The 25540-nt window shown below is 39.1% G+C and carries 19 protein-coding genes; 6 read left to right on the top strand and 13 right to left on the bottom strand.

Translation table 11 applies throughout. From position 1 onward, the window contains the following. Position 1: 1 nt before the first annotated feature. From H5090_RS10275 to H5090_RS10250, 6 genes are all read right to left on the bottom strand, one after another. Complete coding sequence (locus H5090_RS10275; RefSeq protein ID WP_182695632.1) at positions 2-1315, bottom strand: PAS domain-containing sensor histidine kinase; 1314 nt, start codon at positions 1313-1315, stop codon at positions 2-4. Continuing rightward, complete coding sequence (locus H5090_RS10270) at positions 1315-2646, bottom strand: sigma-54 dependent transcriptional regulator (RefSeq protein ID WP_182695631.1); 1332 nt, start codon at positions 2644-2646, stop codon at positions 1315-1317. Before H5090_RS10270 ends, H5090_RS10275 begins: the two co-directional genes overlap by 1 nt. A gap of 71 nt (positions 2647-2717) precedes the next feature. After that, a complete protein-coding gene (locus tag H5090_RS10265) occupies positions 2718-3926 on the bottom strand; it encodes an ABC transporter permease (protein WP_182695630.1) in 1209 nt (402 codons plus the stop codon). An 11-nt stretch (positions 3927-3937) separates the two neighbouring features. Continuing rightward, on the bottom strand, positions 3938-5251 hold the full coding sequence (locus tag H5090_RS10260) for an ABC transporter permease (protein WP_182695629.1): 1314 nt from the start codon (positions 5249-5251) through the stop codon (positions 3938-3940). A 3-nt stretch (positions 5252-5254) separates the two neighbouring features. After that, positions 5255-5965, bottom strand: a complete 711-nt coding sequence (locus H5090_RS10255; protein WP_182693985.1) for an ABC transporter ATP-binding protein — start codon at positions 5963-5965, stop codon at positions 5255-5257. Between the two features lie 42 nt (positions 5966-6007). Continuing rightward, the gene (locus H5090_RS10250) at positions 6008-7261 is read right to left on the bottom strand and encodes an efflux RND transporter periplasmic adaptor subunit (RefSeq protein ID WP_182695628.1); all 1254 of its coding nucleotides are present in this window, start codon (positions 7259-7261) and stop codon (positions 6008-6010) included. A gap of 698 nt (positions 7262-7959) precedes the next feature. Here H5090_RS10250 and gltB point away from each other — a divergent pair. From gltB to H5090_RS10235, 3 genes are all read left to right on the top strand, one after another. Next, positions 7960-12417 (top strand): glutamate synthase large subunit, encoded by a 4458-nt coding sequence (gene gltB / locus H5090_RS10245; RefSeq protein ID WP_004335377.1) that lies wholly within the window; start codon positions 7960-7962, stop codon positions 12415-12417. A 9-nt stretch (positions 12418-12426) separates the two neighbouring features. Next, entirely contained in the window at positions 12427-13842 is a 1416-nt protein-coding gene (locus H5090_RS10240; protein ID WP_004335378.1) for an FAD-dependent oxidoreductase, read from the top strand. Between the two features lie 781 nt (positions 13843-14623). After that, positions 14624-15646, top strand: coding sequence for a GGDEF domain-containing protein (locus H5090_RS10235; RefSeq protein ID WP_259395080.1), 1023 nt, complete (start codon positions 14624-14626; stop codon positions 15644-15646). A 13-nt stretch (positions 15647-15659) separates the two neighbouring features. Here H5090_RS10235 and H5090_RS10230 read toward each other — a convergent pair whose 3' ends face one another. The 4 genes from H5090_RS10230 to nadK form a co-directional block, all read right to left on the bottom strand. Beyond that, positions 15660-15983 carry a hypothetical protein gene (locus tag H5090_RS10230; protein WP_149602431.1) on the bottom strand — a complete coding sequence of 108 codons (324 nt, stop codon included), beginning with the start codon at positions 15981-15983 and terminating at the stop codon, positions 15660-15662. A 32-nt stretch (positions 15984-16015) separates the two neighbouring features. Further along, the gene (gene recN / locus H5090_RS10225; RefSeq protein WP_182695627.1) at positions 16016-17689 is read right to left on the bottom strand and encodes a DNA repair protein RecN; all 1674 of its coding nucleotides are present in this window, start codon (positions 17687-17689) and stop codon (positions 16016-16018) included. A 75-nt stretch (positions 17690-17764) separates the two neighbouring features. Beyond that, positions 17765-18322, bottom strand: coding sequence for a hypothetical protein (locus H5090_RS10220; protein WP_182695626.1), 558 nt, complete (start codon positions 18320-18322; stop codon positions 17765-17767). A gap of 77 nt (positions 18323-18399) precedes the next feature. Then, positions 18400-19284 (bottom strand): NAD(+) kinase, encoded by an 885-nt coding sequence (gene nadK / locus H5090_RS10215; RefSeq protein WP_004335384.1) that lies wholly within the window; start codon positions 19282-19284, stop codon positions 18400-18402. A gap of 154 nt (positions 19285-19438) precedes the next feature. On the opposite strand from nadK, the gene H5090_RS10210 reads away from it, so the two are divergent. Together H5090_RS10210 and grpE are read left to right on the top strand one after the other, a co-directional pair. Beyond that, positions 19439-20404 (top strand): HrcA family transcriptional regulator, encoded by a 966-nt coding sequence (locus H5090_RS10210; RefSeq protein ID WP_004335385.1) that lies wholly within the window; start codon positions 19439-19441, stop codon positions 20402-20404. Between the two features lie 58 nt (positions 20405-20462). After that, positions 20463-21074, top strand: a complete 612-nt coding sequence (grpE, locus tag H5090_RS10205; RefSeq protein WP_024597391.1) for a nucleotide exchange factor GrpE — start codon at positions 20463-20465, stop codon at positions 21072-21074. Between the two features lie 26 nt (positions 21075-21100). Here grpE and H5090_RS10200 read toward each other — a convergent pair whose 3' ends face one another. Beyond that, positions 21101-22303, bottom strand: coding sequence for a Bcr/CflA family efflux MFS transporter (locus H5090_RS10200; protein ID WP_182197406.1), 1203 nt, complete (start codon positions 22301-22303; stop codon positions 21101-21103). 198 nt (positions 22304-22501) lie between these two features. Between H5090_RS10200 and H5090_RS10195 the strand changes: the two genes are divergently transcribed. Further along, entirely contained in the window at positions 22502-23299 is a 798-nt protein-coding gene (locus H5090_RS10195; protein ID WP_039487466.1) for a M48 family metallopeptidase, read from the top strand. 111 nt (positions 23300-23410) lie between these two features. On the opposite strand, the gene H5090_RS10190 is transcribed toward H5090_RS10195, so the two are convergent. Both H5090_RS10190 and H5090_RS10185 read right to left on the bottom strand, forming a co-directional pair. Continuing rightward, positions 23411-24427 (bottom strand): alpha/beta fold hydrolase, encoded by a 1017-nt coding sequence (locus H5090_RS10190; RefSeq protein ID WP_182673508.1) that lies wholly within the window; start codon positions 24425-24427, stop codon positions 23411-23413. A 198-nt stretch (positions 24428-24625) separates the two neighbouring features. Beyond that, positions 24626-25414 (bottom strand): nucleoside-binding outer membrane protein, encoded by a 789-nt coding sequence (locus H5090_RS10185; RefSeq protein WP_024597204.1) that lies wholly within the window; start codon positions 25412-25414, stop codon positions 24626-24628. Positions 25415-25540: the final 126 nt, after the last annotated feature.

Raw genomic sequence — 25540 nt, 5'->3', positions numbered from 1 at the left:
TTTACGAATAAGGAAGGCTCACTTGAACGTTTAAGCCGCCCTCTATTTTGTTATGTAAACTTATATGCCCTTGGTGCGCTTCTGCTATTTCTCTGCATAAGGCTAGCCCTAAACCACTCCCCGTACTTTTTGTTGAATAAAAGGGCACTAAAGCATTTCCCATTACTTGCTCGCTCATTCCTTTACCGCAGTCGCTTACATTTATAACACATGCTTGGGGTACAAACTCGACCTGAATATGTATTTCATTGGCATTGGAACCTGACTCGTGTGAATTTTTTAATAGGTTTATCAGCAGCTGCTCGAGTTGTGTTTGATCAGCTTGTAATTCATTGTGTGAATTTTTTATTTCGTAGCTAAATTGCCAGTGGTTTTTTAAATTATTGAGGGTGTTTTGCCAGTTAACCCGCGTTTTTTGTGGCTGAGGTAATTTAGCAAACTTGCCATAGCCTTGTACAAATTCAGTTAAATGACTAATTCGCTCATCAATAGTTGCAAATACACGGGCAAGACGAGGCTCATCAACTTTATTTGCGAGCAATTGTGCGCTGTGTAGCATGGATGACATAGGGCCGAGTGAATTATTTAATTCGTGGCTAATAATGCGTATTACTTTTTTCCACACCGCAACTTCTTGACGACTAAGTTCACGGGTTAACTGTTTAAATATATATAAATGATGCTTTTGATTATTGAGTAAAAACTCCCCAGTGGCTAAATGCCAAGTTTGCGAGTCTTGATTCTCTATTTCTATATTAAAGAGGCCATCAATACCGTGCTCTATAGCTGCTACTAATTGCAGAGGCGAATTTTCGAGTAATTTACTTAGTTGCATACCTTCAAGGCGAGTTGCGCTATTAAATAAACTACGGCTAATTAAATTACTAAATACCACCGTATTATTATCATTGACCAGCAATAACGCTTGCGGCGAGCTTTGCAATACTTTATCAAGCATTAACTCGCGCTGGTAAATCCATTGTTTTTCTTGGCGAAGCTGTTTTGCGGTTTGATTATAAAGTTGGCATAGTTTTCCAAGTTCATCATTACTTTTATACGCTAGTAAGCTGGAGAGCTCACCATCTTTAAAATTAAGTAATCCTGTTTCAAGCGATTGCATGCCAAGCTTTATTGGCTTGGTGAGAGTTCTTGAAAGCAGAGTGCTAAATGTAAGCGTTAGTAATATTAAAAACAGAGTGTAGTAAATATCAAAGTCACTTAGCGCGGCAATAATAACAATAGGCAGCGCGCTACAAAGCCCGCAAATTAATACAACCTTTTGGCTTAGGGTAAAGTTGCTAATAATGTTTGGCATTAATAATCAATACCCATTTTTTGTAATCGACGATAAAGCGCTTGTCGGCTTAAACCAAATTCACGGGCGACTTTGGCTATAACACCTTGATGAGCGCGCATTGCGTGTTCTATTTCCTGTTTGGTCGGCTCTGCTTTTGCTTCTTGTTGAGCTGTGGCCGGTGACGATAGTGCAAAGTCATCGACTGTAAGCGCACCTGTAGGTTTTAGTACCGCTACACGCTTACAAGCGTTTTCTAGCTCTCGAACGTTACCTGGCCATTTGTAGTGTTGAAGTGCTTGCTCTGTGTTTATAGTCAGCTCTCGGTGAGGTAAAAAATGGCTAATAAGTGCTAAAACATCATCTTGTCTTTCGCTTAGGGAAGGCACATTGAGCTCAATTACATTAAGGCGATAATATAAGTCTTCCCTAAATCGACCTTGTTGAATTGCTTGTAGTAAGTTTTCGTTAGTGGCCGATATAACCCGCGCATTTACCTTTCGTGTTTGTGTTGAGCCTAAACGTTCAAACTCGCCGGTTTGTAGTATGCGTAGTAATTTTATTTGTCCTGAAAGTGGTAAATTACCAATTTCATCTAAAAATAACGTACCGCCATCAGCTGCTTCAAATCGACCAATACGTTGTTTTGTTATCCCCGTATATGCACCGGCTTCAGCGCCAAAAAGCTCGGCTTCTATAAGTTCTTGCGGTAGTGCACCGGCGTTTACCTTAATAAAAGGCTGCGATACAAGCGGGGAGTTTTTTTGAATAATATGCGCAATACACTCTTTGCCACTACCATTAGGGCCTGTAATTAATGCAGATATATCAGATTTAGCCACTTGAAGCGCCATAGTAACCAGTCGTTCCATCGCAGTACTTTTAAATATTAGCCCAGCAAGGTCTGCATTTTTAAATGTACCTTCACGTTCTTGTTGATGGCGATTATGCGTCGCCATTATTTTTTTAGCACTGCCTAGCTCTATTAAATTACTGATACAAACTAGTAGTTTTGCATCATCCCAGGGTTTTGGTAAGTAATCAGCAGCACCGGCTTTTACAAGCTCAATGGCGGTGGCCAGTTCGGTCCAAGCTGTAATAAGTATAATAGGTAAGTGTGGGTTTATTTCTCGTAGTTCATAAAACAACGCTTTACCTTCTTCGCCAGAGGTGGTGTCACTGGTAAAGTTCATGTCTTGAATTACAAGCTCAATTCGCTGATAGCGAACTATTTGCAGAGCATCAAACGGATTTGTTGCAGTGACTACCGAAAATTCGTGGATCTCGAGCAACAATGAAAGTGCGTCGAGTACTGCTTGGTTATCATCAACAATGAGTATTTTATGAGTCATAGGTTATTTTTATAATTTTTTAATGGCTACACTGCCTTACTAAGCAGTGTAGCATAGTGATTTACATATTATTAAATAGTGCGAGTTGCGATACTGGGCGAAATATTGGCAGCGCGTTTAGCCGGCGCTAATACTGCAAGTAAACTCATTAAAAATACGGCAATGGCGGTAACGGCTATATAACTTGGCGGTAGTGCGGCTACAGAAAAATACTGCATTAACATTTTCCCAAGTAGTATTGCTGTTACTACACCTAAGGCTAAACCTAGGCTACAAATTAATGCATTTTCTACTAAAAAGTAGCTAACAATAGCTGACTTTCTTGCGCCAAGTGCTCTGCGTGTACCAATTTGCTTAGTACGTTTGCTAATATTAAATAAGGTTAAGCCAAAAATACCGAGAGCGGTTATAAGCACTAAAATAGTGATTAATACTATGAGCATGCGCATCATAAGGCGATCTTGAGCGGTATACTCATTTTTTAATTCATCAAGCCCTTTAATGTTGTTAATAACGCGTTTGCTGTAATTTTCGAGCATGGCATTTTCTATTTCTTTCATTACAGCTGCTAGCTGACCAGGCTTAGTACGAACGGCAACTTGTGCATAACTTGCTGCTTTAATATAAGGAATAAACGCAAGATTATCGGGTTTACTGTCTTTGAGCCACGGGCCTTTCATTTTTCCGATCACGCCAATAACTTTAAGTGGTAGGTCACCAAAATAAACTATTTTCCCTAAACCATCTCCATCAGGGTAGAGCTCATCAAGTAAGGCTTTAGTGACTATAGTGACGTTGGTGCGCTTTTGTGTAATTTCGTTTGTAACGAGCACTTCATCTTCGGTAAAGTTTCGCCCTGCAATTAAGTTAACGCCGTAGGTATTAATAGCATGATCGTCTATAAAAATATAAGCGGCCCTGACACTTAGGCCTTCTTGTGGGGCAGGTTTTAAATTAAAGCTCGAAGCGCTGCCACTCCCTGATAGTGGAATACTACTGCTTAATGCGGCATCGACCACGCCTGGCATTTTTCTAAGCATGCTTTCATCAAGCTCAAACTGCTGGCTTAAGTTAATATCAGTACCAAAGGTCATTACATTAAACTTAAATATATCTTGTTCAGGGTAGCCCGTTTCTTGGTTTAAATAACTAATTCTATCTTGAATGATAAATGCAGCATTACTGACGATAGCTGTGGTAATTGCAATTTGAATTAGCAGTAATACAGCGCCCACCTTTGAACGGCATAAGGCGTTAAATATAGGTTTTATTTCTAACATTGTGACATTCCTTATTGGCTCTTAAGATAAATAGCAGGGTTGGTTTTACACACTAGCCAAGCAGGGTACAAACCAGCCAAAATGCAGGTTGTAATTGCAATCAATGGGGCGCTCAATAGCATGGTTAAATCCATTGTCGCTAAATTTTCATAGTAGTCATAGCTTTGCCCTACGCCCATTAAGCCAAGTTGTGCTAGTACAATTCCTAGCATGCCACCTATAAAGCCAAGCATGGCGACCTCAACTAAGTGCTGTAAAAATATTTGCCTTTTACTCGCACCTAATGCGCGTCTTACACCTACTTCTGGCGCTCTGCGTAAAAACTTAGCTAAAAGTAAACCTAAAATATTGGCTAAGCAGACACCTAAAAACATAAAGCTCAGGCCCACTAAAATTTTATTGTCTTCGGTGACGACGTTGTTGTATTGCATCCATTGGTTTACATCGCGAAGTTTATACTCAAGTTCTTTACGATTAAATCGACCACGTTTTTGTTGTTCTTGCATATAGGCTAATAAGTAATTTTGATAGGCTTGTTTTTGTTCAAGCGTATTTAGCTCTGCCCAAAACTGGATCCATACTTGCTCAGATTGCAGTTTATCTGCAAAGGTTGGTGTGTTTTCGTGTTTCCATCCGTTGCTATTGCCCCAACTTACTAGCTCTTTTGTCTTTATTAAGCTAAAGGGCATAAATAACTCTTCTACTTGATTAAATGCACCGTTATTTAAATCATAATATTTAATATTGAGAGGCCAATGGTTAATAACACCAACTACTTGATAGCTTGCATCATCTAAGTAAATCAGTTCTCCGACGGAGTTTTGTCCTGCAAATAGTTTATCGTTTATCTCTTGGGTAATAACAACCACAGGTGCGGCAGAGTCTTCTTGCTCTTTGCTCCAAGCCCCTCCGTATAAAAATGACAAATTAAACATGCTAAAAAAGTCAGGCGTTGTCATGCGAGCATTACCTATAAAAGGTTTTATTTTGTCGGAGTCTAGATAAACTGAGAAACCGGTACGCATCATAGCCACTTTTTTCTCTGGCGTGGGTGCGTTTAATAAGTTCTCAGCATCTTGATAGGTCAGTTGCAGTGGCATGTTATCTTCTGTCCACCACGTACTACCATCGTCCATTGTTTGTAATTGCACACTGTAAAGTTGGCTGCTTTTTTCTGGTATAGGATCGGCCGACATCATGTGATAAACACTAAGGCTGGTCATTGTTATGCCTATACCTATCGCAATGGCAAGTACCATTAAAAAGCTAACCAATGGGGTGCGCTTGAAGCTGCGCCAACTTAAATCTAAATAATGAATAAACATTAGTTAAACCCCCGATGCTGTTTTTATAGTTTGCGCGCCTTGATAAAGTGTAAAGTCGGCAAGTTGCCCATCAACTACTTGAATATTACGCGGAGCACGGCGGGCTAATTCGCTATCATGCGTTACCATTATTATAGTGGCACCGTCGCGATTTATTTGCTCAAGTAACTCCATAACTTGGCGCGCCATTAAGCTGTCAAGGTTACCTGTTGGCTCATCGGCAAGTAAAAAACGAGGTTCACCAGCAAGCGCACGAGCTATTGCCACACGTTGTTGCTGGCCACCGGAGAGTTGCTGAGGTAAGTGTTTAGCGCGAGATGCTAAACCAACTTGTTCAAGGCATTGCTCAATTCGACGTTTTCGCTCATTTGCTTTAATCCCTCTATAGCGAAGAGGAACTTCTATGTTTTCATATAAATTTAAATCGGGGATCAAATTAAAGCCTTGGAATATAAAGCCAATTTTTTGATTTCGTAAATCAGCACGTTGGTTATCGTTTAGGCTGCCAACATTAACGCCATCTAACAGGTACTCACCTTCGTTAAAAGGCTCGAGCATACCTGCAATATTTAAAAAGGTTGTTTTTCCTGAGCCGCTAGGACCGGTAACAGCAATAAATTCGCCTTCGTTTACTTGCAGGTTAAAGTCTCGAAGCGCATGGGTTTGTACCATTTCTGTTTGGTATACTTTACTTACATTGTTCATTTGTAACATGGTTGTTCCTAATTATTTTTAGCGTTGGTTGAGAACGTCTGTTTAATTTAATAAAATCGTATCGGCTTGCTTAAAGTCGCTGTAGCTTGAAATAATAATTTCATCGTTTTCTTTAACACCGCTTAAAAGTTCAACCGCATTAATGCTGGTGGCGCCTATTGTAATAGGTATACGCTTTGCAATATTGCCTTCTACCTTATAAGCAAAAATTCCGCCTTGCTGCATAAAAGCGCCGCGTTTTACCTGCATTACACCTTCTCGGTTGTCGAGTAAAATACGTGCAGTTAAGCGTTGGTTTTGACGGATGTTGTTAGTAACACCTTTAAATCGGACGCGTGCTGTTACTTCACGATTATTAACTTCTGGTGATATGGCGGATAAATTCCCCATCACTGTTTCATTGCCTAACTTAAGCTCTACTTCCATACCGAGTCCTAATTCGTTGGCGTAACTTTCAGGTACTTGAAGTTCCGCTTCGAAATTACTTAAGTCGACGAGTGTCATAAGAGGTTGGCTTTGTGTCACAGCGGCTTTTTGTTGCACAAGTAGGTTACCCACGATCCCAGTAACGGTAGCCTTAATAGATAGGTTGCTTACTTTTCTGATTAAATCATCAACGATAAGTTGTTGGCGGGTCACATCACTTTTAGCTGCTTGTAGTTCAAAGGCGAGCGTGTCTTTGGCAAGCAATACCTCTTGTTGTGCATGTTTATATGAGAGTCTTGCGCGTGATAAATCATCAACTGCTTTTTCAAGATCAATTTGGCTAATTAAGTGCTTTTGAATTGATAACTGTGCCCGGCGATTTTCGCGCTCAGCGGCATTAAGCTCAACTTGTGCCATATCGAGTGTTTTATTTAAAGTGAGTGTTTGGCGTCTTGCTTGCAAATGCTGCCTTTGCTGCTCGCCTTGTAGTCGTTTAAGTACAGATTCCTGTTGCTTTAATTCATTAGTTAACTCAGGGCTTTGCAGCAGGGCAAGTGTATCGCCGGCCTTTACTGTATCGCCGGCCTTTACTTTTAAATCTATAAATCCACGTTCTGGACTGTAGATTTTAGGAGCATTAGCAGCAACAATTTTACCACTGGCGGCAATGTCTCGAATGAGCGCTTTAACATGTACTTTTGCAATCTGTACTTTTGAGCGGCTAATAGAGCTTTTAGCGCTATGGTTAGTTAAAAAAATATAAGCAACTGTAGAGACCACAATGAAAACAATCGCAGTGATTATCGTGTATTTTTTATAGTTTATAGGTGCCTTTACATGTACGTCTTGTGCACTGGTATCTTTAATCATTTAATTCCCCCTATATTGCTTTTATGTATTTTTCGCACAGCAGTAATAAAGCTGCGGTGCAAATGGCGGCAATAGGAGAGAGTAAAAATAAGCTTAGAGTAAACATGGTAATTCCAATTAGCGATTATATGTAAAGCTATACGATTAATATGCCAACTACTATCACATTGATATTAGAGTACTTTTTATTTTTTGTTCTTGAAAATGATGTCCGCGGACAGTTTTTATGTCCGCATCGGACACCGCTTTAAATAAAAATTCACTATTAATGTACAAAAAAGGACATGAACTTTCATAACTATACTAATGAGCAGCAATAATCGGGGATGTTAAGCCATTAAAGTAATGAAATAGCATAAAACTATCTAAATGTTAACTGAATAGCCCTTCATTTGTTGAATACTTATTCACTTTTACTCACCTTTACGTTTACGTAAGCTGCACCTGTGGGTGCTTGTATTTTTTACAATATGTTAAACTTGACACCAGTGTTATGAAAAAATAGTGGTTAAAATAACGCTAAATGTTAAAAATAATGATAAAAAGAAATCTTGCTATGAAGTGAGAAATATTCAAGAATGTGAATATGTATTCAAAGTGCTATTGACTCTATTTAAGATAGAGGCTAGTTTTGTCCGTCTGTTAGCAAATCGTCGAGCAGTTCATCCACGCTAACAGTGCAGCAAGGGGAGGGGTCTATGTTATACGACTCAAAGTTAGAAAAAGAAAATTGTGGCTTTGGCTTAATAGCCCAAGTTAATGGTCAAGCTAGTCATAGGCTTATTCGTACTGCTATTACGGGGCTTGATCGCATGCAGCACCGTGGTGGTATATCTGCCGATGGTAAAACAGGTGATGGCTGTGGTTTATTATTACAAAAACCAGATAGCTTTTTCCGTGCAATTGCCAGTGAACATAATTGGCACTTAGGCAAAAACTACGCAGTGGGTATGATATTTTTAAATTCAGACCCTGTTTTAGCACAAGCTGCAAAACAAATACTTAGCGAAGAATTAGAAAAAGAAACGCTAAATATTTTAGGTTGGCGTGTTGTACCAACCGACCCATCTATGTTAGGTCCTATTGCTGTACAGCAATTACCAGGTTTTGAACAAATTTTTGTTAGCGCGCCAGAAGGTTGGCGTTCTAAAGACTTAGAGCGTCGCTTATATGTAGCGCGCCGCCGTGCTGAAAAGCGCATTGTTGATGACGAAGCTTTCTATATCGCAAGTCTATCTGGTTTGGTAACTATCTATAAAGGCTTAATGATGCCTGCGGATTTACCTAATTTTTACCTAGATTTAGCTGATATTCGTATGACGAGTGCGATTTGTGTTTTCCATCAGCGCTTTTCTACTAATACTCAGCCGCGTTGGCCTTTAGCTCAACCTTTCCGCTATTTAGCACACAATGGTGAAATTAATACTATTGAAGGTAACCGCCAGTGGGCACGCGCACGTTCTTATAAATTTGCGTCACCGCTTATTCCTGATTTACAAAGCGCAGCGCCGTTTGTAAACGAAACCGGTTCTGATTCATCAAGCCTAGATAATATGCTTGAGCTATTTTTAGCTGGCGGCATGGATTTATTCCGCGCTATGCGTATGCTCGTGCCGCCTGCATGGCAGAAAAACCGTGCAATGGACGACGATTTACGTGCATTTTACGACTTTAACTCTATGCATATGGAACCATGGGATGGCCCGGCAGGTATTGTTATGTCGGATGGTCGTTTTGCGGCGTGTAACCTTGACCGTAATGGACTTCGCCCAGCACGTTATGTAATTACACAAGATGGTTTTATTACGCTTGCATCAGAAGTGGGTATTTGGGATTACACTGCCGATGAAGTGGTTGAAAAAGGCCGTGTTGGTCCAGGTGAATTATTAGTTATTGATACTAAACTTGGCAAAATCTGGCACTCGGATGAAATCGATCAAGATTTAAAATCTCGCCATCCTTACAAGTCATGGCTTGAAGAAAACGTTAAACGTTTAGTTCCATTTGAAGAACTTACTGAGCAAGACGCTGGTAATCGCTCATTTGATGACGAAACGCTAGCTAAATATCAAAAAATGTTTGGTTATACCAACGAAGAGCTTGATAGCGTTATTCGTGTAATGGGTGAAAACGGCCAAGAAGCGACAGGCTCAATGGGTGATGACACGCCATTTGCTGTGCTTAGTGAAGGGCATCGTTCACTTTATGATTACTTCCGCCAAAAATTTGCGCAAGTAACAAATCCACCTATCGATCCACTACGTGAAAACCATGTAATGTCGCTTGCAACCTGTATTGGTAGTGAGCAAAACGTATTTAACGAAACAACGGGCCACGCTAAGCGCCTACAGTTTGATACACCAATTTTAATGTACGCAGATATGCAGCAGCTATTAAATGCTGATGAAGCGCACTACAGCTACTGTAAAATTGATATTACCTACACAGTTGAAGAGGGTTTAGAAAACGCGGTTACGCGTATTTGTGACCAAGCACAAGAAAAAGCAGCTGCGGGCTGTATCATGCTTATTTTAACTGACCGTAACTTTGATGAAATAAATTTACCAATTCCAGCAGCTATGGCTGTAGGTGCGGTACAAAAACGCTTAGTTGATAACAACTTGCGCTGTGAATCAAATATTATCATTGAAACTGGCAGCGTGCGAGATGCGCACCAATTTGCTGTGCTATTAGGTTTTGGTGCTACGGCAATTTATCCATACCTTGCGTATGAATCGTTAGTTGCGATGAGCGACAGCAAAATTATTGATAAGTCGTATTGCGAAGTGACCCTTGCTTATCGTAAAGCCATTAATAAAGGCTTGTACAAAATTATGTCTAAAATGGGCATAAGTACGGTTGCATCTTATCGTTGTTCAATGTTGTTTGAAGCGGTGGGATTATCTGATGCGATTATTGAAATGTGCTTTAAAGGCGTTGCAAGTCGTATACAAGGTGCATGCTTTACCGACTTTGATGACGATCAGCAAAGTTTGCACAAACTTGCTTTAAGTAAGCGTAAATTATTAAGCCACGGTGGTTTATTTAAGTACGTTCACGGTGGTGAGTATCATGCTTATAATCCAGATGTTATTCAAACCCTGCAAAAAGCGGTTCGATCAGGTGATTATAAAGACTACAGTGCGTACGCTGATTTAGTTAATAATCGTCCAATTGCGACTTTGCGCGATATGTTAGCGCTTAAACTACCTGAGCAAGGTATAAGCATCGATGAAGTAGAGTCTGCAGAAAACCTATACAAGCGTTTTGACTCAGCAGCAATGAGTATTGGTGCGTTATCACCAGAAGCTCATGAAGCGCTAGCAATTGCAATGAACCGCTTAGGTGGTTGTTCAAACTCTGGTGAAGGCGGTGAAGATAAACTGCGTTATGGTACAGAGAAAAACTCGCGTATTAAGCAAGTCGCTTCAGGTCGATTTGGTGTAACGCCTCATTACTTACGCAGTGCTGACGTTATTCAAATTAAAGTAGCGCAAGGTGCAAAGCCAGGCGAAGGTGGACAATTACCAGGTGAAAAAGTAACGCCGTATATTGCTAAACTTCGTTATTCGGTACCAGGTGTTACGTTAATTTCGCCACCACCGCATCACGATATTTACTCAATTGAAGATTTAGCACAGCTAATTTTCGATTTAAAACAAGTAAACCCTAAAGCACTTATTTCTGTAAAACTTGTTTCAGAGCCAGGTGTGGGAACCATTGCAACAGGTGTTGCTAAAGCATATGCCGATTTAATTACTATTTCTGGCTACGACGGCGGTACAGGCGCAAGCCCACTTACTTCTGTTAAATATGCGGGTAGCCCATGGGAGCTTGGACTTGCTGAAACACAGCAAGCACTAGTTGAAAATGGCCTTCGTCATCGCATTCGCCTGCAAACAGATGGTGGCTTAAAAACAGGTTTAGATATTATTAAAGCGGCAATTTTAGGTGCTGAAAGCTTTGGCTTTGGTACTGGTCCAATGGTTGCCCTTGGGTGTAAATACTTACGTATTTGTCACTTAAATAACTGTGCGACCGGTGTTGCAACACAAGACGAAACACTTCGTCAAAAGCATTATCACGGCTTACCAGAAATGGCGATGAACTACTTTAAGTTTATAGCGCAAGAAGCGCGTGAAATTATGGCTAGCCTAGGCGTTGCAAATTTAACTGACTTAATTGGCCGTTTAGATTTATTAGAAGAAATTGAAGGCAAAACTGCAAAGCAGAAGAAAATTGATTTATCGTCTGTTATTGCTCAGCCGAACAACCCAACTGGTGAAACGCTTTATTGTAGTGCGCCTAACAGTTCGCATTATCTAGGTAAGTTAAACGAAAGTTTATTAGCTAAAGCGCAAGAGGCAATTGATACGTCAAGCGGTATCTCGCTTGTGAGTCGTATTTGTAATACTGACCGCTCTGTAGGTGCAATGCTTTCGGGTTATATTGCTGATAAACACGGTAATCAAGGTATGGCGGCAGACCCAGTAGCAATTGAATTACACGGCACGGCGGGTCAATCGTTTGGTGTTTGGAATGCCGGTGGTCTTGAAATGACATTGGTTGGCGATGCTAACGATTACGTAGGTAAAGGCATGGCTGGTGGTAAGTTAGTGATTCGTCCACCACTTGGCTCATCTTTTGAAAGCCATAAAGCAACCATTGCCGGAAACACATGTTTGTACGGCGCTACAGGCGGAAAACTGTTTGCAGCGGGTTGTGCCGGTGAGCGCTTTGCAGTTCGTAACTCAGGTGTGCAAGCGGTTGTTGAAGGTGTAGGTGACAACGGTTGTGAATACATGACCGGTGGCGTTGTGTGTGTACTTGGTAATGTAGGTGTTAACTTTGGCGCGGGTATGACTGGTGGTTTTGCTTATATTTTAGATGAGCGAAATGATTTTGAAAAACGCATTAATCCAGAGCTTGTAGAAATAGTAACACTAGACGAATTAACGTCGCATCAAGAACATTTACGCGGCTTAATTGCTGAGCATTTAGAGCTTACGGGTTCGTGCAGAGCAGAAAGCATTTTAGCTAACTTTGAACTGTACTTACCGATGTTCAAATTAGTAAAACCAAAATCAAGCGACGTAAAAAGTTTACTCGGGCATCGCGCTCGCAGTAGTGCCGAACTACGTGTTCAGGCGCAATAAGGGGGCAGTATGAGCGAAAATGTATATCAATTTATAGACGTGCAGCGTGTAGACCCACGCAAAAAACCAATCTCGTCACGTAAAAAATCTTTCGTAGAAATTTACGAACCCTTTTCAGAAAATCAGGTTAACTCACAAGCTGATCGTTGTTTAGATTGTGGTAACCCGTATTGTGAGTGGAAGTGCCCAGTACATAACTACATTCCACAATGGTTAAAATTAATACGCACAGGTCGTATTATAGAGGCAGCAGAGCTTTCTCATCGTACAAATAGCTTACCAGAGGTTTGTGGGCGTGTTTGCCCACAAGACCGTTTGTGTGAAGGTTCGTGTACATTAGATGAAGAGTTTGGTGCGGTTACAATTGGTAATATTGAAAAATACATTACCGATGAGGCATTTAAAATGGGCTGGAAGCCTGATATGTCTTATGTAACTTGGACCGACAAAAAAGTAGCTATTATTGGTGCAGGCCCAGCTGGTTTAGGGTGTGCTGATATTTTAGTTCGTAACGGCGTAAAACCAGTGGTGTTTGATCGTCACCCAGAAATTGGCGGACTACTCACGTTTGGTATTCCTTCTTTTAAACTTGAAAAAGAAGTGATGCAAAAGCGCCGTGAAATTTTCACTGAAATGGGCGTGGAGTTTAAGTTAAATGTTGAAGTAGGTGTTGATATTACGCTTGATCAAATTTTAGCTGATTACGACGCCGTATTTTTAGGAGTTGGTACGTATCAAAGTATGCGTGCAGGTCTTGAAAATGAAGATGCACCAGGTGTTCACGATGCACTCCCGTTCTTGATTGGTAACACTAACCGTGTAATGGGCTATGACGAGACTAAGCAGCCTTGTATTGATATGGCTAACCAAAAAGTAGTTGTACTTGGTGGTGGTGATACAGCGATGGACTGTGTGCGTACGTCTATTCGTCAAAATGCTGCAAAAGTAACGTGTGCTTATCGTCGTGATAAAGAAAATATGCCTGGTTCTAAACGTGAAGTTAAAAACGCCAAAGAAGAAGGCGTTATATTTACCTATAACGTTCAGCCTAAAGGTATTGTATTGAACGATAAAGGTAAAGTAACTGGCGTTAGAATGGTTAAAACTAAATTAGGCGAACCTGACGCAAATGGCAGAAGTCGTGCTGAAGAAGTACCTGGTTCAGAGCATGTGATTGAAGCTGACCAAGTTATTATGGCATTTGGTTTCCAGCCTCACAAAATGGATTGGTTAGAAAAATACGATGTAGAAATAAACCACTGGGGCGGCATTAATGCACCAGAACAGGGTGAATTTACACATCAAACAACGAACCCTAAAATATTTGCTGGTGGCGATATTGTGCGTGGTTCAGATTTAGTGGTAACCGCTATTTTTGAAGGACGTAATGCTGCAGAAGGTATTATGGATTACTTAAAAGTTTAATTGTTCGTATTAATAAAATAAATAAGAAGCAAGCCAACTGGCTTGCTTTTTTTATTGTTTGATTCGAATGTAATGCCAACGTAGTTAGCCACAAACGGTATTATACTAATATCACCTGTAGCATAGCTTGCTTTAGCGACACCTTGAGCTTTTACCTTTAGTGTAACTACCAAGAGGGATTATTTTGCTTTAGTGAGGGTATGCTTGTTTCGAGCTAAATACGGATGCTTTGGGCATCTATTAAGCGGCCTTGAGGGTTAATTTATACATGCAAACTTTACGCTTTACGTAACCAACACAAGGGTCTTATAGCAACTCGAGTTTTTGGATTTTCAGCAGTACTAGCTAACGTTATTTGGCCATAATCTGTAGCTTCTTTTGTTGCTTAATATGCTATAACTCTTGTTTGCATCGTTGTATAAATACTTTGATTTGAAGAGTTAATTGATTGGTTGCTTGTCTAAATACATATATACAGTACCGTTAACACCATCTTTAACTGCGAGTGTTATACCACTACTTTTACTATTACTCAGTACTATTAGTGCGGGTAGTGTGGGAATAAAAAAGTAAACTTATTTATTTTTTAACTCTTAATGTTATTGCATTATCCCTAACAAAGGTAAATAATGACTAAAATATACACTTTTATCAAGCCTAAATAACTAATCTTTGGAGTTGATTTAAATATAAAGTTGGTTCATTATCGCACGCTGTTTACGGTTTGCTTACTTTTTACATACAAGTAGGCTTTTATATATTAATAAAATAAATAGAAATTATGTACGAATATTCAAACAAATCGGAAAGGAAACTCATTGTTCGATTCTTCTCTTCAATAGGGTTTATAGCAACGTTTTCGATGGCTAGCTTAGCATTTATTAATAGCAGTTATTTATTAGCGTGTACCCTGATTGTTTCTTCGTTTGTTTATTTATTGGCATTTAGCATAAGTAGGGGAGTAGAGAAGTCAGGCACTATAATTTTATACAACCTTTATGCACTAATGTTTTACCTAGTTCTCACTGGGGGAGCACAAGGAACAGGGCCTATATGGATATTCATAGTGTCTCCTGTTACTTATTCAATACGCGGACTTAAACGAGGTACATTTGATATAATTTTGTTTTTATTAGCGATTGTTTTAGGCTTTTACTGTGCTGATATATTCAACATATATGACTATAGTCCGGAACAGTTTCCTATAAGAATAATAATTGCCTTTATGATTGTCGCGTCGCTGAGTGGCTACTACGAGTGTTCAAGAGAAAAATACAGCAATAAAATAATTGCTTTGAGTCAAAAGAATGAATTTTTAGCAACTATAGATCCACTCACCAACCTGCCAAACCGTCGCTATACCATGAATAAGCTTGTGGCTTTTAAAAGTGAGCTGAAAGATAATCATACTCCTTTTGTAATTTTATTAGCTGATGTAGATAATTTTAAAAAAATTAATGATCAATTCGGCCATGATTTTGGCGATGAAGCACTTATTCAGTTAGCTAAAACCTTTGATAAAAGTATTCCAAAAAATGCGATTGCATCACGTTGGGGCGGAGAGGAGTTTTTAATTGTTATTCCAGATGCAACAGTTGAGCAGGGGGAGCAAGTTGCAGAAAAAATCCACCACGCCCTTAAAGCTTCAGTTGTGAGCTTATTTTCAGATAGTACCAATATTACGCTAAGTATTGGTGTTATCTCTGCAAGTGCCGAACGCTCAATTGATCTTGATATCAAGCGTGCTGATGAACTACTTTATAAAGCAAAAGCGCAAGGTAAAAACAGAACGTGTTCTTCTTAAAGGTTTATCTACTTTAATCCATTGAAAACGAATCAAGTGATGGCTTTATTTTAGCCTTTCTGCGCTTTACGCTCATGTAACACATTGCATTGCAGGCAATCTGCATTGTAATTAATAGCCAATAACTTATCCCTAAGTCACTTAGGTTATTTACTTTTTCGCTTGTAAAGTAATAGGCTACAGCGATTATCTGAAGAACTAAAAAGCTATTTAAAAACCTCAGTAAACGCTGTTTAAAGTAAATATGCTTATATTTACTAAAAATAATTAAACAGCTGCTTAGCGCTAATAAAAACCAACTTAAAATGATACAAAAATTAACTAAAGTACTGTGCATTATTTAATCCTTCAAAGCTCTATTAACCAATATTAGGCATGGGCCATTATTAGTTCTTTAGCATTCGCTTTAGCTGTTTTACTGATATTATCACCACCAAGTAAGCGAGCTATTTCATTAATACGACCATCTTTATTCAAAGGCAGCATATGAGTGAACGTTTCGCCTTGTGCTATTTCTTTAGCTACAAAAAATTGTTGGTGTGCGCTACTAGCAACTTGTGGTAAATGGGTAACACAAATCACTTGAGTAGACTTACCTAACTGGCGCAATAGTTTGCCTACGGCTGATGCTGTAGGGCCAGAAATACCTACATCAACTTCATCAAAAATAAGCGTTGGGGTTGTTACTTTTTGGGCAATAATTACCTGTATAGCAAGGCTAATTCGCGAAAGCTCACCACCTGAGGCTACTTTAGCTAACGGCTGAAGTGGCTGCCCCGGATTAGTTGATACTAAAAACGACACATTATCGTACCCTAAGCTATTAGGTGCGCGGCTACTCTCTTGAGTTAAAGCTATTTCAAATACACCGTTTTCCATCGATAAATTAGCCATGCTTTCACTTATTAGTGTGTTAAGTGTATTAGCATACTCATAGCGACTTTTACTTAGTTCATCGGCAGCTTGCTTATAACTAAGTAACGCGCTTTCTATTTCTGACTCTAGTTGCTCCAGACGATTACTATTATTACTTATTGACTCAAGCTCCTGAGCAATCGATTGATGAAACTCAACTAGCTGCTGTGGTTTTATGTGATGCTTACGCGCTAAATCCATCGCACCGCTTAGTCTATTTTCTACTTCACCTAAACGAGCAGGGTCTAAATCTGCTTGCTCAGTATAAATTCGAACTTCACGGCTTGCTTCTTCAACTTGTACTGCGGCTTCACTAAGGAGGGCTGCTACGCCTGCTAAGCTTTCGTCGTATTGAGCCAGCTCAGCGAATTGTTGGGCACTGTGCTGCAGCATTGAACAAGCATTTTGTTCATCACTTTCATATAAATATTGTAATTCACGTTGACACGATTCTAATATTGTTTGGCTGTTACTAAGTTTGTAATGCTCGGCCTCAATTAAATCAAACTCATCTTCTTGTAAGGCAAACTCATCGAGTTCTGTAACTTGGTATTCTAACAATTGTTTTTGCGCTGCTTGTTGCTGCTGTTGTTGCTCTAAATGTTTAAATTCTTTTTGTAAGTTAGCAAACTGTTTATAGTTGTTATTTACATCATTTACTAAGTGGTGATGCCCTGCATAGGCATCTAAAAGCTGTAACTGATGCTCAGCTTTTAATAAGTGTTGGTGGGCATGTTGTCCATGAATAGATATTAAATATTGACCAAGTTCTTTTAATTGTGATGCGGTAACGGCACTGCCATTAATATAGCTTTTACTGCGTCCATTTTTGCAAACAACACGACGCAATAAACATTCATTATCGTCATTGTTTAGCATATGTTGCTCTAAAAACGATTGAGCTAGCGGTAAATCTGTTAGGTCAAATTGAGCGCATACTTCTGCTTTATCAGAGCTTGGGCGCACTGCTGACGCTTCAGCGCGCTCACCTAAACATAATGATAGCGCATCAATAGCAATAGATTTACCAGCACCTGTCTCGCCAGTGATCGCGGTCATACCGCTGCGCCATTCTGTGCTTAAATTACTAACAATTGCAAAATTTTTAACTTCTAAACCAATTAACATACTGTTTATCCATCCAGTCAATTAACTGTTAATTTATACAGTGTTTTGGTTTTTTGCAAATTAATTTTTTATTATTTATGCAACGCTTACATCTTGAGTAAATTGTGTATCAGAAGTTTTTGGGGAGGTATCAATTTGATCATCAACAATATCAGTAGCTTGTATAATGTCTTCGGTTTTAAGTAGTCCGATAAGTGGAGGTAAAGTATTTAGGTAAAAACTCTTATTGTATAAAATTCCTTGCTGAGGTAACTCAGATACAAAGTACTGTATATTATCAATCAATGGCTGGATTATATTCGTTTGATTAGTTTTAATTAACTCGTTGGACAACGTATTAATTAGTAGGTCAGCGGTATCTTCAAGTTGTTGCAAATTCTCGTCTGTATGCGATTGCACAACAAAAAAATTATTTACAATAGCTTGAATACGAGGAACGTATTTTGGGCGAATTATTTTAGCATCAAGAAGATCATTAAGTTTTACTCTAAGGCGTGAATTTACATGCGAAACACGTTCATTAAATAGCTTTTTTCTAGCTTCGATTGCTTTTTTGCGATTACTCTCAATTTTGAGGTAACTGTATAAAAGTGTAATTAATAGCAGTAAAGCAAAGAATACTACATAAGTCATTGCCGTTTGTTCCTGAAATGTTTAATTTTTAGTTGTTACTAATATTTTGCTCTATCGTTTAACTTTTGGCAATAAAATTAGTACAAACGACTACCCCAATTTAGTTTTGTACGTAAAACGTTGTAGTACGAGTAATTTTTTGGATGAATTAAACGCAATTGTTTATCCGCTTTTTTAATTACTACCTCATCGCCGGGTAATACGGCAAGCACGACATGGCTGTCGCAACTTACCTGTAGGCTATCTGTATTTTCTAGGCTTAGCTTTAAACGAACTTCATTATCGGCATCGACAACTAAAGGTCTGCTAGATAAGGTATGAGGAAACATAGGTACTAACGATATTGCATTTAGCTCTGGCGTTAAAATTGGCCCGCCACCTGAAAGTGAATATGCCGTAGAGCCAGTAGGGGTTGATACTATTAAACCGTCAGAGCGCTGAGAAAACACAAAGTCATTATTTATAAAAGCTTCAAACTCAATCATATGCGCTACTTTATCGGCATGAAGTACCGCTTCGTTAACGGCTGAGTTTGCACTCTTTAATTCGTTGTGGCGATATACTTCTACTTCTAATAAAAAGCGTTTTTCTTCAAGGTACTCACCACTGAGGACTTGCTCTAAGCTCGCTTCAAACCCTTCAGGGTTTAAATCAGTTAAAAAGCCAAGGTTACCTCTATTTACACCAATAACAGCAATGTTAAAGCGCGCAAGCACGCGTGCAGCACCAAGCATGTTACCGTCACCGCCTACAACAATAGCTAAATCGGCTTGTTCTCCTAAGTCGACTAACTTAACAAGTTTGTCATGAGGGATATCGTCTAATTGACTCCCTGTGCGTTTTTCTACTATTACCTCAAAACCAAGCGCAAGTAAAAATGTATGTAAGCGCTGAAGGGTAGCAGCGGCTCCCGGGTGATTAGGTTTGCCAATTAGGCCTATGGTATTAAAAGGAGAGTCCATAATGTACGCACAAAAAGATTTAATAATTGTAGAGTAACTCAAAACAGAAGTGTTTGAAAATACAGATTATAGCAATATTATAAACCTTCAATTTTATTCGCAGTGAGTTAACTGCACGACTTGAAAAACAACTAAACGCCCCGATATCTCTTTCATGCAACAAGATGTAGATACCATGAAACTAAACTCACGAGATCAGCAAATTTTTTCAGCTGTTATGAACATGTACTGTAATGGTGAAGGCTTGCCTGTTCCATCAACAAAAATTGCCAAGCTCAAAGGCATGGCAGTATGCTCGGCTACGGTTCGTAATGCTATGGCTCGCTTAGAAAAAGTGGGGCTATTGTATTCACCTCATACATCTGCAGGACGAGTGCCCACAAATGAAGGGTTTGATTATTGGTTTGACGAGTTTTTTCCACTCGCTGACATTGCTAATTATTGGCAACCAGAGCAATCACAACTCGTTGAACTAGCGCATGGTTTGAGCCAAAAATACCAAATATGTTGTTGTGTTGGTTTACCACAAGCCAGCTCGCAGCAAGTGTTTAGAGTAGAAGTGCTTGATTTTGATTCTACCGACTGGCTTATTCTATTAATAGACAGGGCTGGGCAGAGCCACAACATTTGTATTGATAAACCTCATGATTCGTCAGATTCTGTTCGTTATCAGTTTGCAACATGGTTGAATACCGTATTTAGCCAACAAACTCTTATGGAGGGTTTGTATCGTATGCAGGCGATGGCAAATACAGCGCCTCGAAATTGTCATGATTCGCTTAATCAATGGACGCGACAACTAAGTCAAAAATTAGGCTCAGATAATAGTATTGTAGTTGGCGAAAATTACCTCTATAAACAAATCGATTGTGAGCAAAGTTTAAATATTGGTGTTTCGTTTTTAAATTATGTAGAAGATAAACTCGCTTTTAAAAACGGTGTATCGGTACTTAATAGCGAAAAATTGCCTTTTACTGAGTGTGATGAATTGATCGTAATAAGCGTGCCGTACTTTCAAAATCAAGAATACCAAAGCCGCTTTTGTATAATTTGCCCTAAATCAGCGCAAATCGAAGAAATAATTCGAGAATTTAAATTAATTGAGGCATCTAACTCTTGAATCTTTTTATTCAATCCCCATAATTACCGCAGTTGTAAAGAATTGGAGCACGTATTTTATGTCTGAGCAGACACAAAACCCTGAGCAAGAAGTAGAATTAAACGAAGAAATTTCTAAAATGCAGGCTGATGTAGAAGCAGCAGTAGAAGCCGCTGATCAACATGCAGAAGAAGAGCAAAGCCCTGAAGCAGAAATAGCTATGCTATATGCAGAGCTTGAAGCTGCTAAACAAACTATTGCTGATCAAAAAGATGGTGTTGTTCGTGCTGCAGCAGACGTAGACAACATTCGTCGTCGTGCAGCACAAGATGTAGAAAAAGCGCATAAGTTTGCACTAGAAAAATTTGCTAACGAATTACTACCTGTAATTGATAATCTTGAGCGTGCTATTGAGTTTTCTGATAAAGAAAATGAGACTTTAAAGCCGTTGCTTGAAGGTATCGATATGACAGTTAAAAGCTTTAACGATGCTGTTGCAAAGTTTGGTGTTGAAATTGTAAACCCTCAAGGTGAGCAGTTTAATCCAGATTTTCATCAAGCAATGTCAATTCAACCAAGTAACGATGTAACACCTAATACAGTACTTGCTGTTATGCAAAAAGGTTACACATTGAATGGTCGTTTATTACGCCCTGCAATGGTTATGGTTTCTAAAGCTGCTGATGCTTAATTGAATTATTAGTTTTAAAAAATGCCTCATATTGAGGCATTTTTTTTGTCTTTTTTATAGTGAATTAACTGTACGAGCATAGTAAGCAAAACAGCGCTGAACATTAAACTTGAAAACGGCACTGCGCTTTTTGCATGCATAATAGCGAGTAGTGGGCCAACTAATGCGCCACTGCCAAAACGAAGTGTGCCAATTACGGCCGTTGCCGTGCCTGTGTTTTTTTCAAACTTCATTAATATTAGCGAGTCAGCATTACTTGCAGTGACGCCTAAGCTCATCATTAATGGCGCAATAGCAGCCACAATATAATAAAGTGATAAATGCAATAAGCTAAATGTTAACAAAGCCAGCCCCGATACAAATCCAAATGTAAGCCCAATATAGAGCATTTTTCGAGAGCCCAGCCTTGGTACAATTCGCGTATTTAAAAAGTTACCAAACATCAGCGCCATTACGTTAAAGGCAAATAACACACCAAATAACTGTTCTGACACTTCATATAAATCTAAATAAATAAATGGTACTGAGGTCAAAAAGCAAAAAAATCCAAACGATACAAACATAGAACTGAGTATGTCGGCACGTGCATCTTTATTACTGAGTACTGTTTTATAGCTATCAAAAAATAGAGCGAGACCCTTTTTTTCGTTTTTGTGAATAGGAATATCAATTAGATACACTTGCACAAACGCCAATATTAAAAAGCTATACCCAGCAAGAACCAAAAATATGGTTGACCAAACAGAAAATCCTAAAATAAACGAGCCAACAGAGGGGGCAACTAACGGCGCTACCATCATAATCATCGATACATATGACATTCCTTTAGCTGTATTTTGTTGATAAATATGGCGAATAATACCAGGTACTACTACCGTTGCTGCCGCTCCCGTAAATGCTTGCACTGCTCTAAGAGTCCAAAAAGCATGGATTTCGGTGGTAAATGCCAATGCAAGTGAGCTTGCACCAAATAAGGTTAAGCCGATACGTGCAAGCTTACGGCGGCCAATTTGATCGGCAATGGGGCCAAAAAATAGCATCCCTAATGAATAGCCTGCTAAGTAAATACTCAACGATATTTGTACATTGGGCATATTAGTGTGTAAATCGTTTGCAATTACCAGCATGGCAGGTAAGTACATATCTATCGCCAATGGCGTAATCGCCACTATACTGGCTAATAAAGGCAATAAAATACGGGTATTAAAAGACGAGGCTGAGGCGTCCATGTGTAAACTCAACAATCACTAAAAACAAGGGTTATAGTGTAACAGGGCATTGTATTTGGATAAACTTAGTTTGCCCGCTAAGTTTATCGTCATATTGCTTTTTTTTTAATATAACGGTACATAAAGCAAATATTTTAAATTGGTACTGTGTTTGCTATTCTACAAGCAATAAAAAATTCATTACTTAAGAGAATTATCATGAAAAAACTAGTACTTGCAGTATTAGCGACAGCCGTTTTAGCCGGTTGTAAAACGTCACCAACAGGACGTACTCAAATAGCGCTTTACTCAGATCAACAAATGAGTGAAATGGGTACTGCTAGCTTTGCCGAAATGAAAGCATCTCAGCCAATAAATAAAGACGCTAAAACAAATTCTTATGTAAATTGTATTGCTGAAAAAGTAGTGGCTGTATTACCAAAAGAATACGCGTCGCAAAATTGGGAAGTAGTGGTATTTGAAGATGAATCTGCTAACGCTTTTGCATTACCTGGGGGTTACATTGGGGTTCATACGGGCTTATTAAAAATAGCCACCAATCAAGACCAATTAGCAACAGTGCTAGGGCACGAAGTAGGGCACGTAATTGCTGAGCATTCTAATGAACGTGTTTCACAAAGCTCTATTTTAGATACCGGTATGCAGCTGGGCAGCGCGGCACTTGAAATGGGTAATATTCAATACCGTAACGAAATTATGCAAGGCTTAGGTTTGGGCGCACAATATGGAGTTGTTTTACCATTTAGCCGCTCTCACGAATCAGAAGCCGATACTATAGGTCTGGATTTAATGGCACAGGCGGGGTTTAATCCACAAGAGTCGGTTACACTTTGGGAAAATATGAGTGCAGCGGGCAGCGGTACAACCCCTGAGTTTTTATCTACTCACCCAGCGCCAAGTAACCGTATTAAAAATCTACAAGCGCAAATGAGTAAAGCACTTAGCGAGCAAAGCACTGCTAAAGCACAGGGTAAAAACCCACAATGCACACTGTAGTTAAGCGCTTTACTACCTGAAGTAGTGTACGTTTAGTATTAATGCGTAATTAAAATAAAACCCCTGTAAGTATTTTACCTACAGGGGTTTTATTTTAGTTTTTAAGCGTGGTTATTCAGCAGCAAGTGCTTGTTTAAATACATTTTTAAAGCGTTCGAAATCTTCAATGTGCGGCAAGTGCCCTAAATTATCCAGTTCAAATAATTGTGCGTCAGGGATAAGTGTGGCAGCGTGTTTGCCTAATTTATCATATCGACCAAGCTCGTAATCAACACCGTCTTTTTTCCAGTTACGGCCAGGGCCGGTTCTATCGCGTGTACCAATAATTAATTTAACCGGTACTGCTAAATCTTTAAATTCGGTTATTACAGGTTGAGTGAAAATCATATCGTATGTTTTTGCATTTACCCATGCCATTTGTTCTTTATCCGGGCCTTGTATTTGCCCTGTTATAAAGTCGGTTAAGGCTGAATATGTGGCATTCCACTTACCATCGTAGTAATTTTTTTGTTGGTATTTTCTTACGCCTTCTGGCGTTTTTGAAAATTCGTTTTTATAGAAAAAATTTGTATCTTTGTAATCAACATACTGCAGGTAGTTTTCAAGCCCAATAGGGTTAAGTAAAATTAATTTACTAGTTGTGTTTGGGTACATTAGTGCAAAACGACTCGCTAGCATCCCACCCATAGAGTGCCCTAATACAATTGACTCTTTTATATTAAGTGAGTCCATTAACGCATGAGTATGATGAGCAAGAGCCGCAAATGAATACTGGTAATTAGTTGGTTTAGATGATTTTCCAAAACCAATTTGATCAGGAATTAATACGCCGTAGCCTAAAGATTGCAGGTATTGCGCAGTGGTAGTCCAGTAATCTGCATTAAAATTTTTGCCGTGCATAAGCGTCACTGTAGGCATGTCGGATTTGGTAGGCTTTAAGTAAATATAGGCCATTTTAAGAGACTGTTTTTGTGACTCAATGTTAAAGTAATTTACTTTAAAGTCGTACTGGTAACTGCTTAAAAGCGCATCATAAGAAAGTGAAGAGGTATCTTGCGTTGTGCTCGCTAATGCATTGTTTGTTAATAACAATAAAGTAGAAAAGCAAATAACTTTAATCGACGACATTTGGTTACTCCAATTAAGGACAAATAATATGAGCTCTAATATATAAAACTCAGAATAATTCATTATAGTAACCAAACATTAAGTACTATTCAATTGAGGCTTTGTCATGCTCAACGTTGTTTAATTTGGAGATGAAAAAAGCGAAGCTAAAAGAGAGCTTCGCTTATTAATGTAGGGTAAAACGAGTATCGTTAAAGCTTAAAACGTCCACTCAATATGGATTTGTGGCACTGACTCAGTGACTTCAGTACCTAGTTTATTGTGCCAGTATTGTAATTCCATACCCAACAGTAGTGTGTTTTCTTTCATTTGAAGAGCGTGGCCCATATCCCATACTAAAATAGGCTGTGCGAGTATCCAGGCCTCTACATCGTTACCAAATTCATCTTCACGTTCTGCAATGTATTCAGCGTGGCCTTTAAAGCTAAATTTTTGTGAGCCAATAGTGAAAGGGTATTCAAAGGCAACATCAAGCATCCAGCTATTTGTTTCAATAGGAGCCCCGCCTTTTGCTACACCTTCACTATCGTCAATGTAAGCTGTGAATAGCGTTTGAAAAAAGTTAAACCCAGGTACATCCCAGCTTAATTTAACACCAGGCAAGTATTTCATTACTTTAGCGTCGCCAGCAACGTTAATACCACCGGTAAGGCCCACATCTAATAATGCGCCTGCGCCAATTTTTTCGCCGCTAATGGCCGATAAGCTTACCGTTGAATACCACTCACCATAAAAATCAGCATCTTGGTAACCATCATCGGTATCGTCTTTACTGTAATCGATAAAAAAGAAGTTATCGCCGTAATCGTAACCCGATGCATGTTGAACCGAGTAAACAGTGGTGTTTGACTCTTGCTCAGTGAATGGGTTTTTTTGGTCGCCATTATTAATATGTAGTGCTGTGCTGCTCCAATTAGCCGCAAAAGCAGAAGACGATAAAGCAATTGATGTAAAAGTAACGAGAGGAAGTAATTTTTTAAATTTCATATCTGTATTTAACTATAATTTTAGTGACACGCGAAGGCGCGCATTATAGCAAAAGTGATTGATATGTAGAGTATTATTTTAACATATGTTGCAGCTTACTTATTAAGCTGCAACATAGTGTCGGTG

It is taken from the genome of Pseudoalteromonas sp. SR43-5 (assembly GCF_014163835.1).
Lineage (GTDB): Bacteria > Pseudomonadota > Gammaproteobacteria > Enterobacterales > Alteromonadaceae > Pseudoalteromonas > Pseudoalteromonas distincta.
Note: the sequence above shows the minus strand (reverse complement) of the source record. Positions and strands in the feature narration are given on the sequence as shown.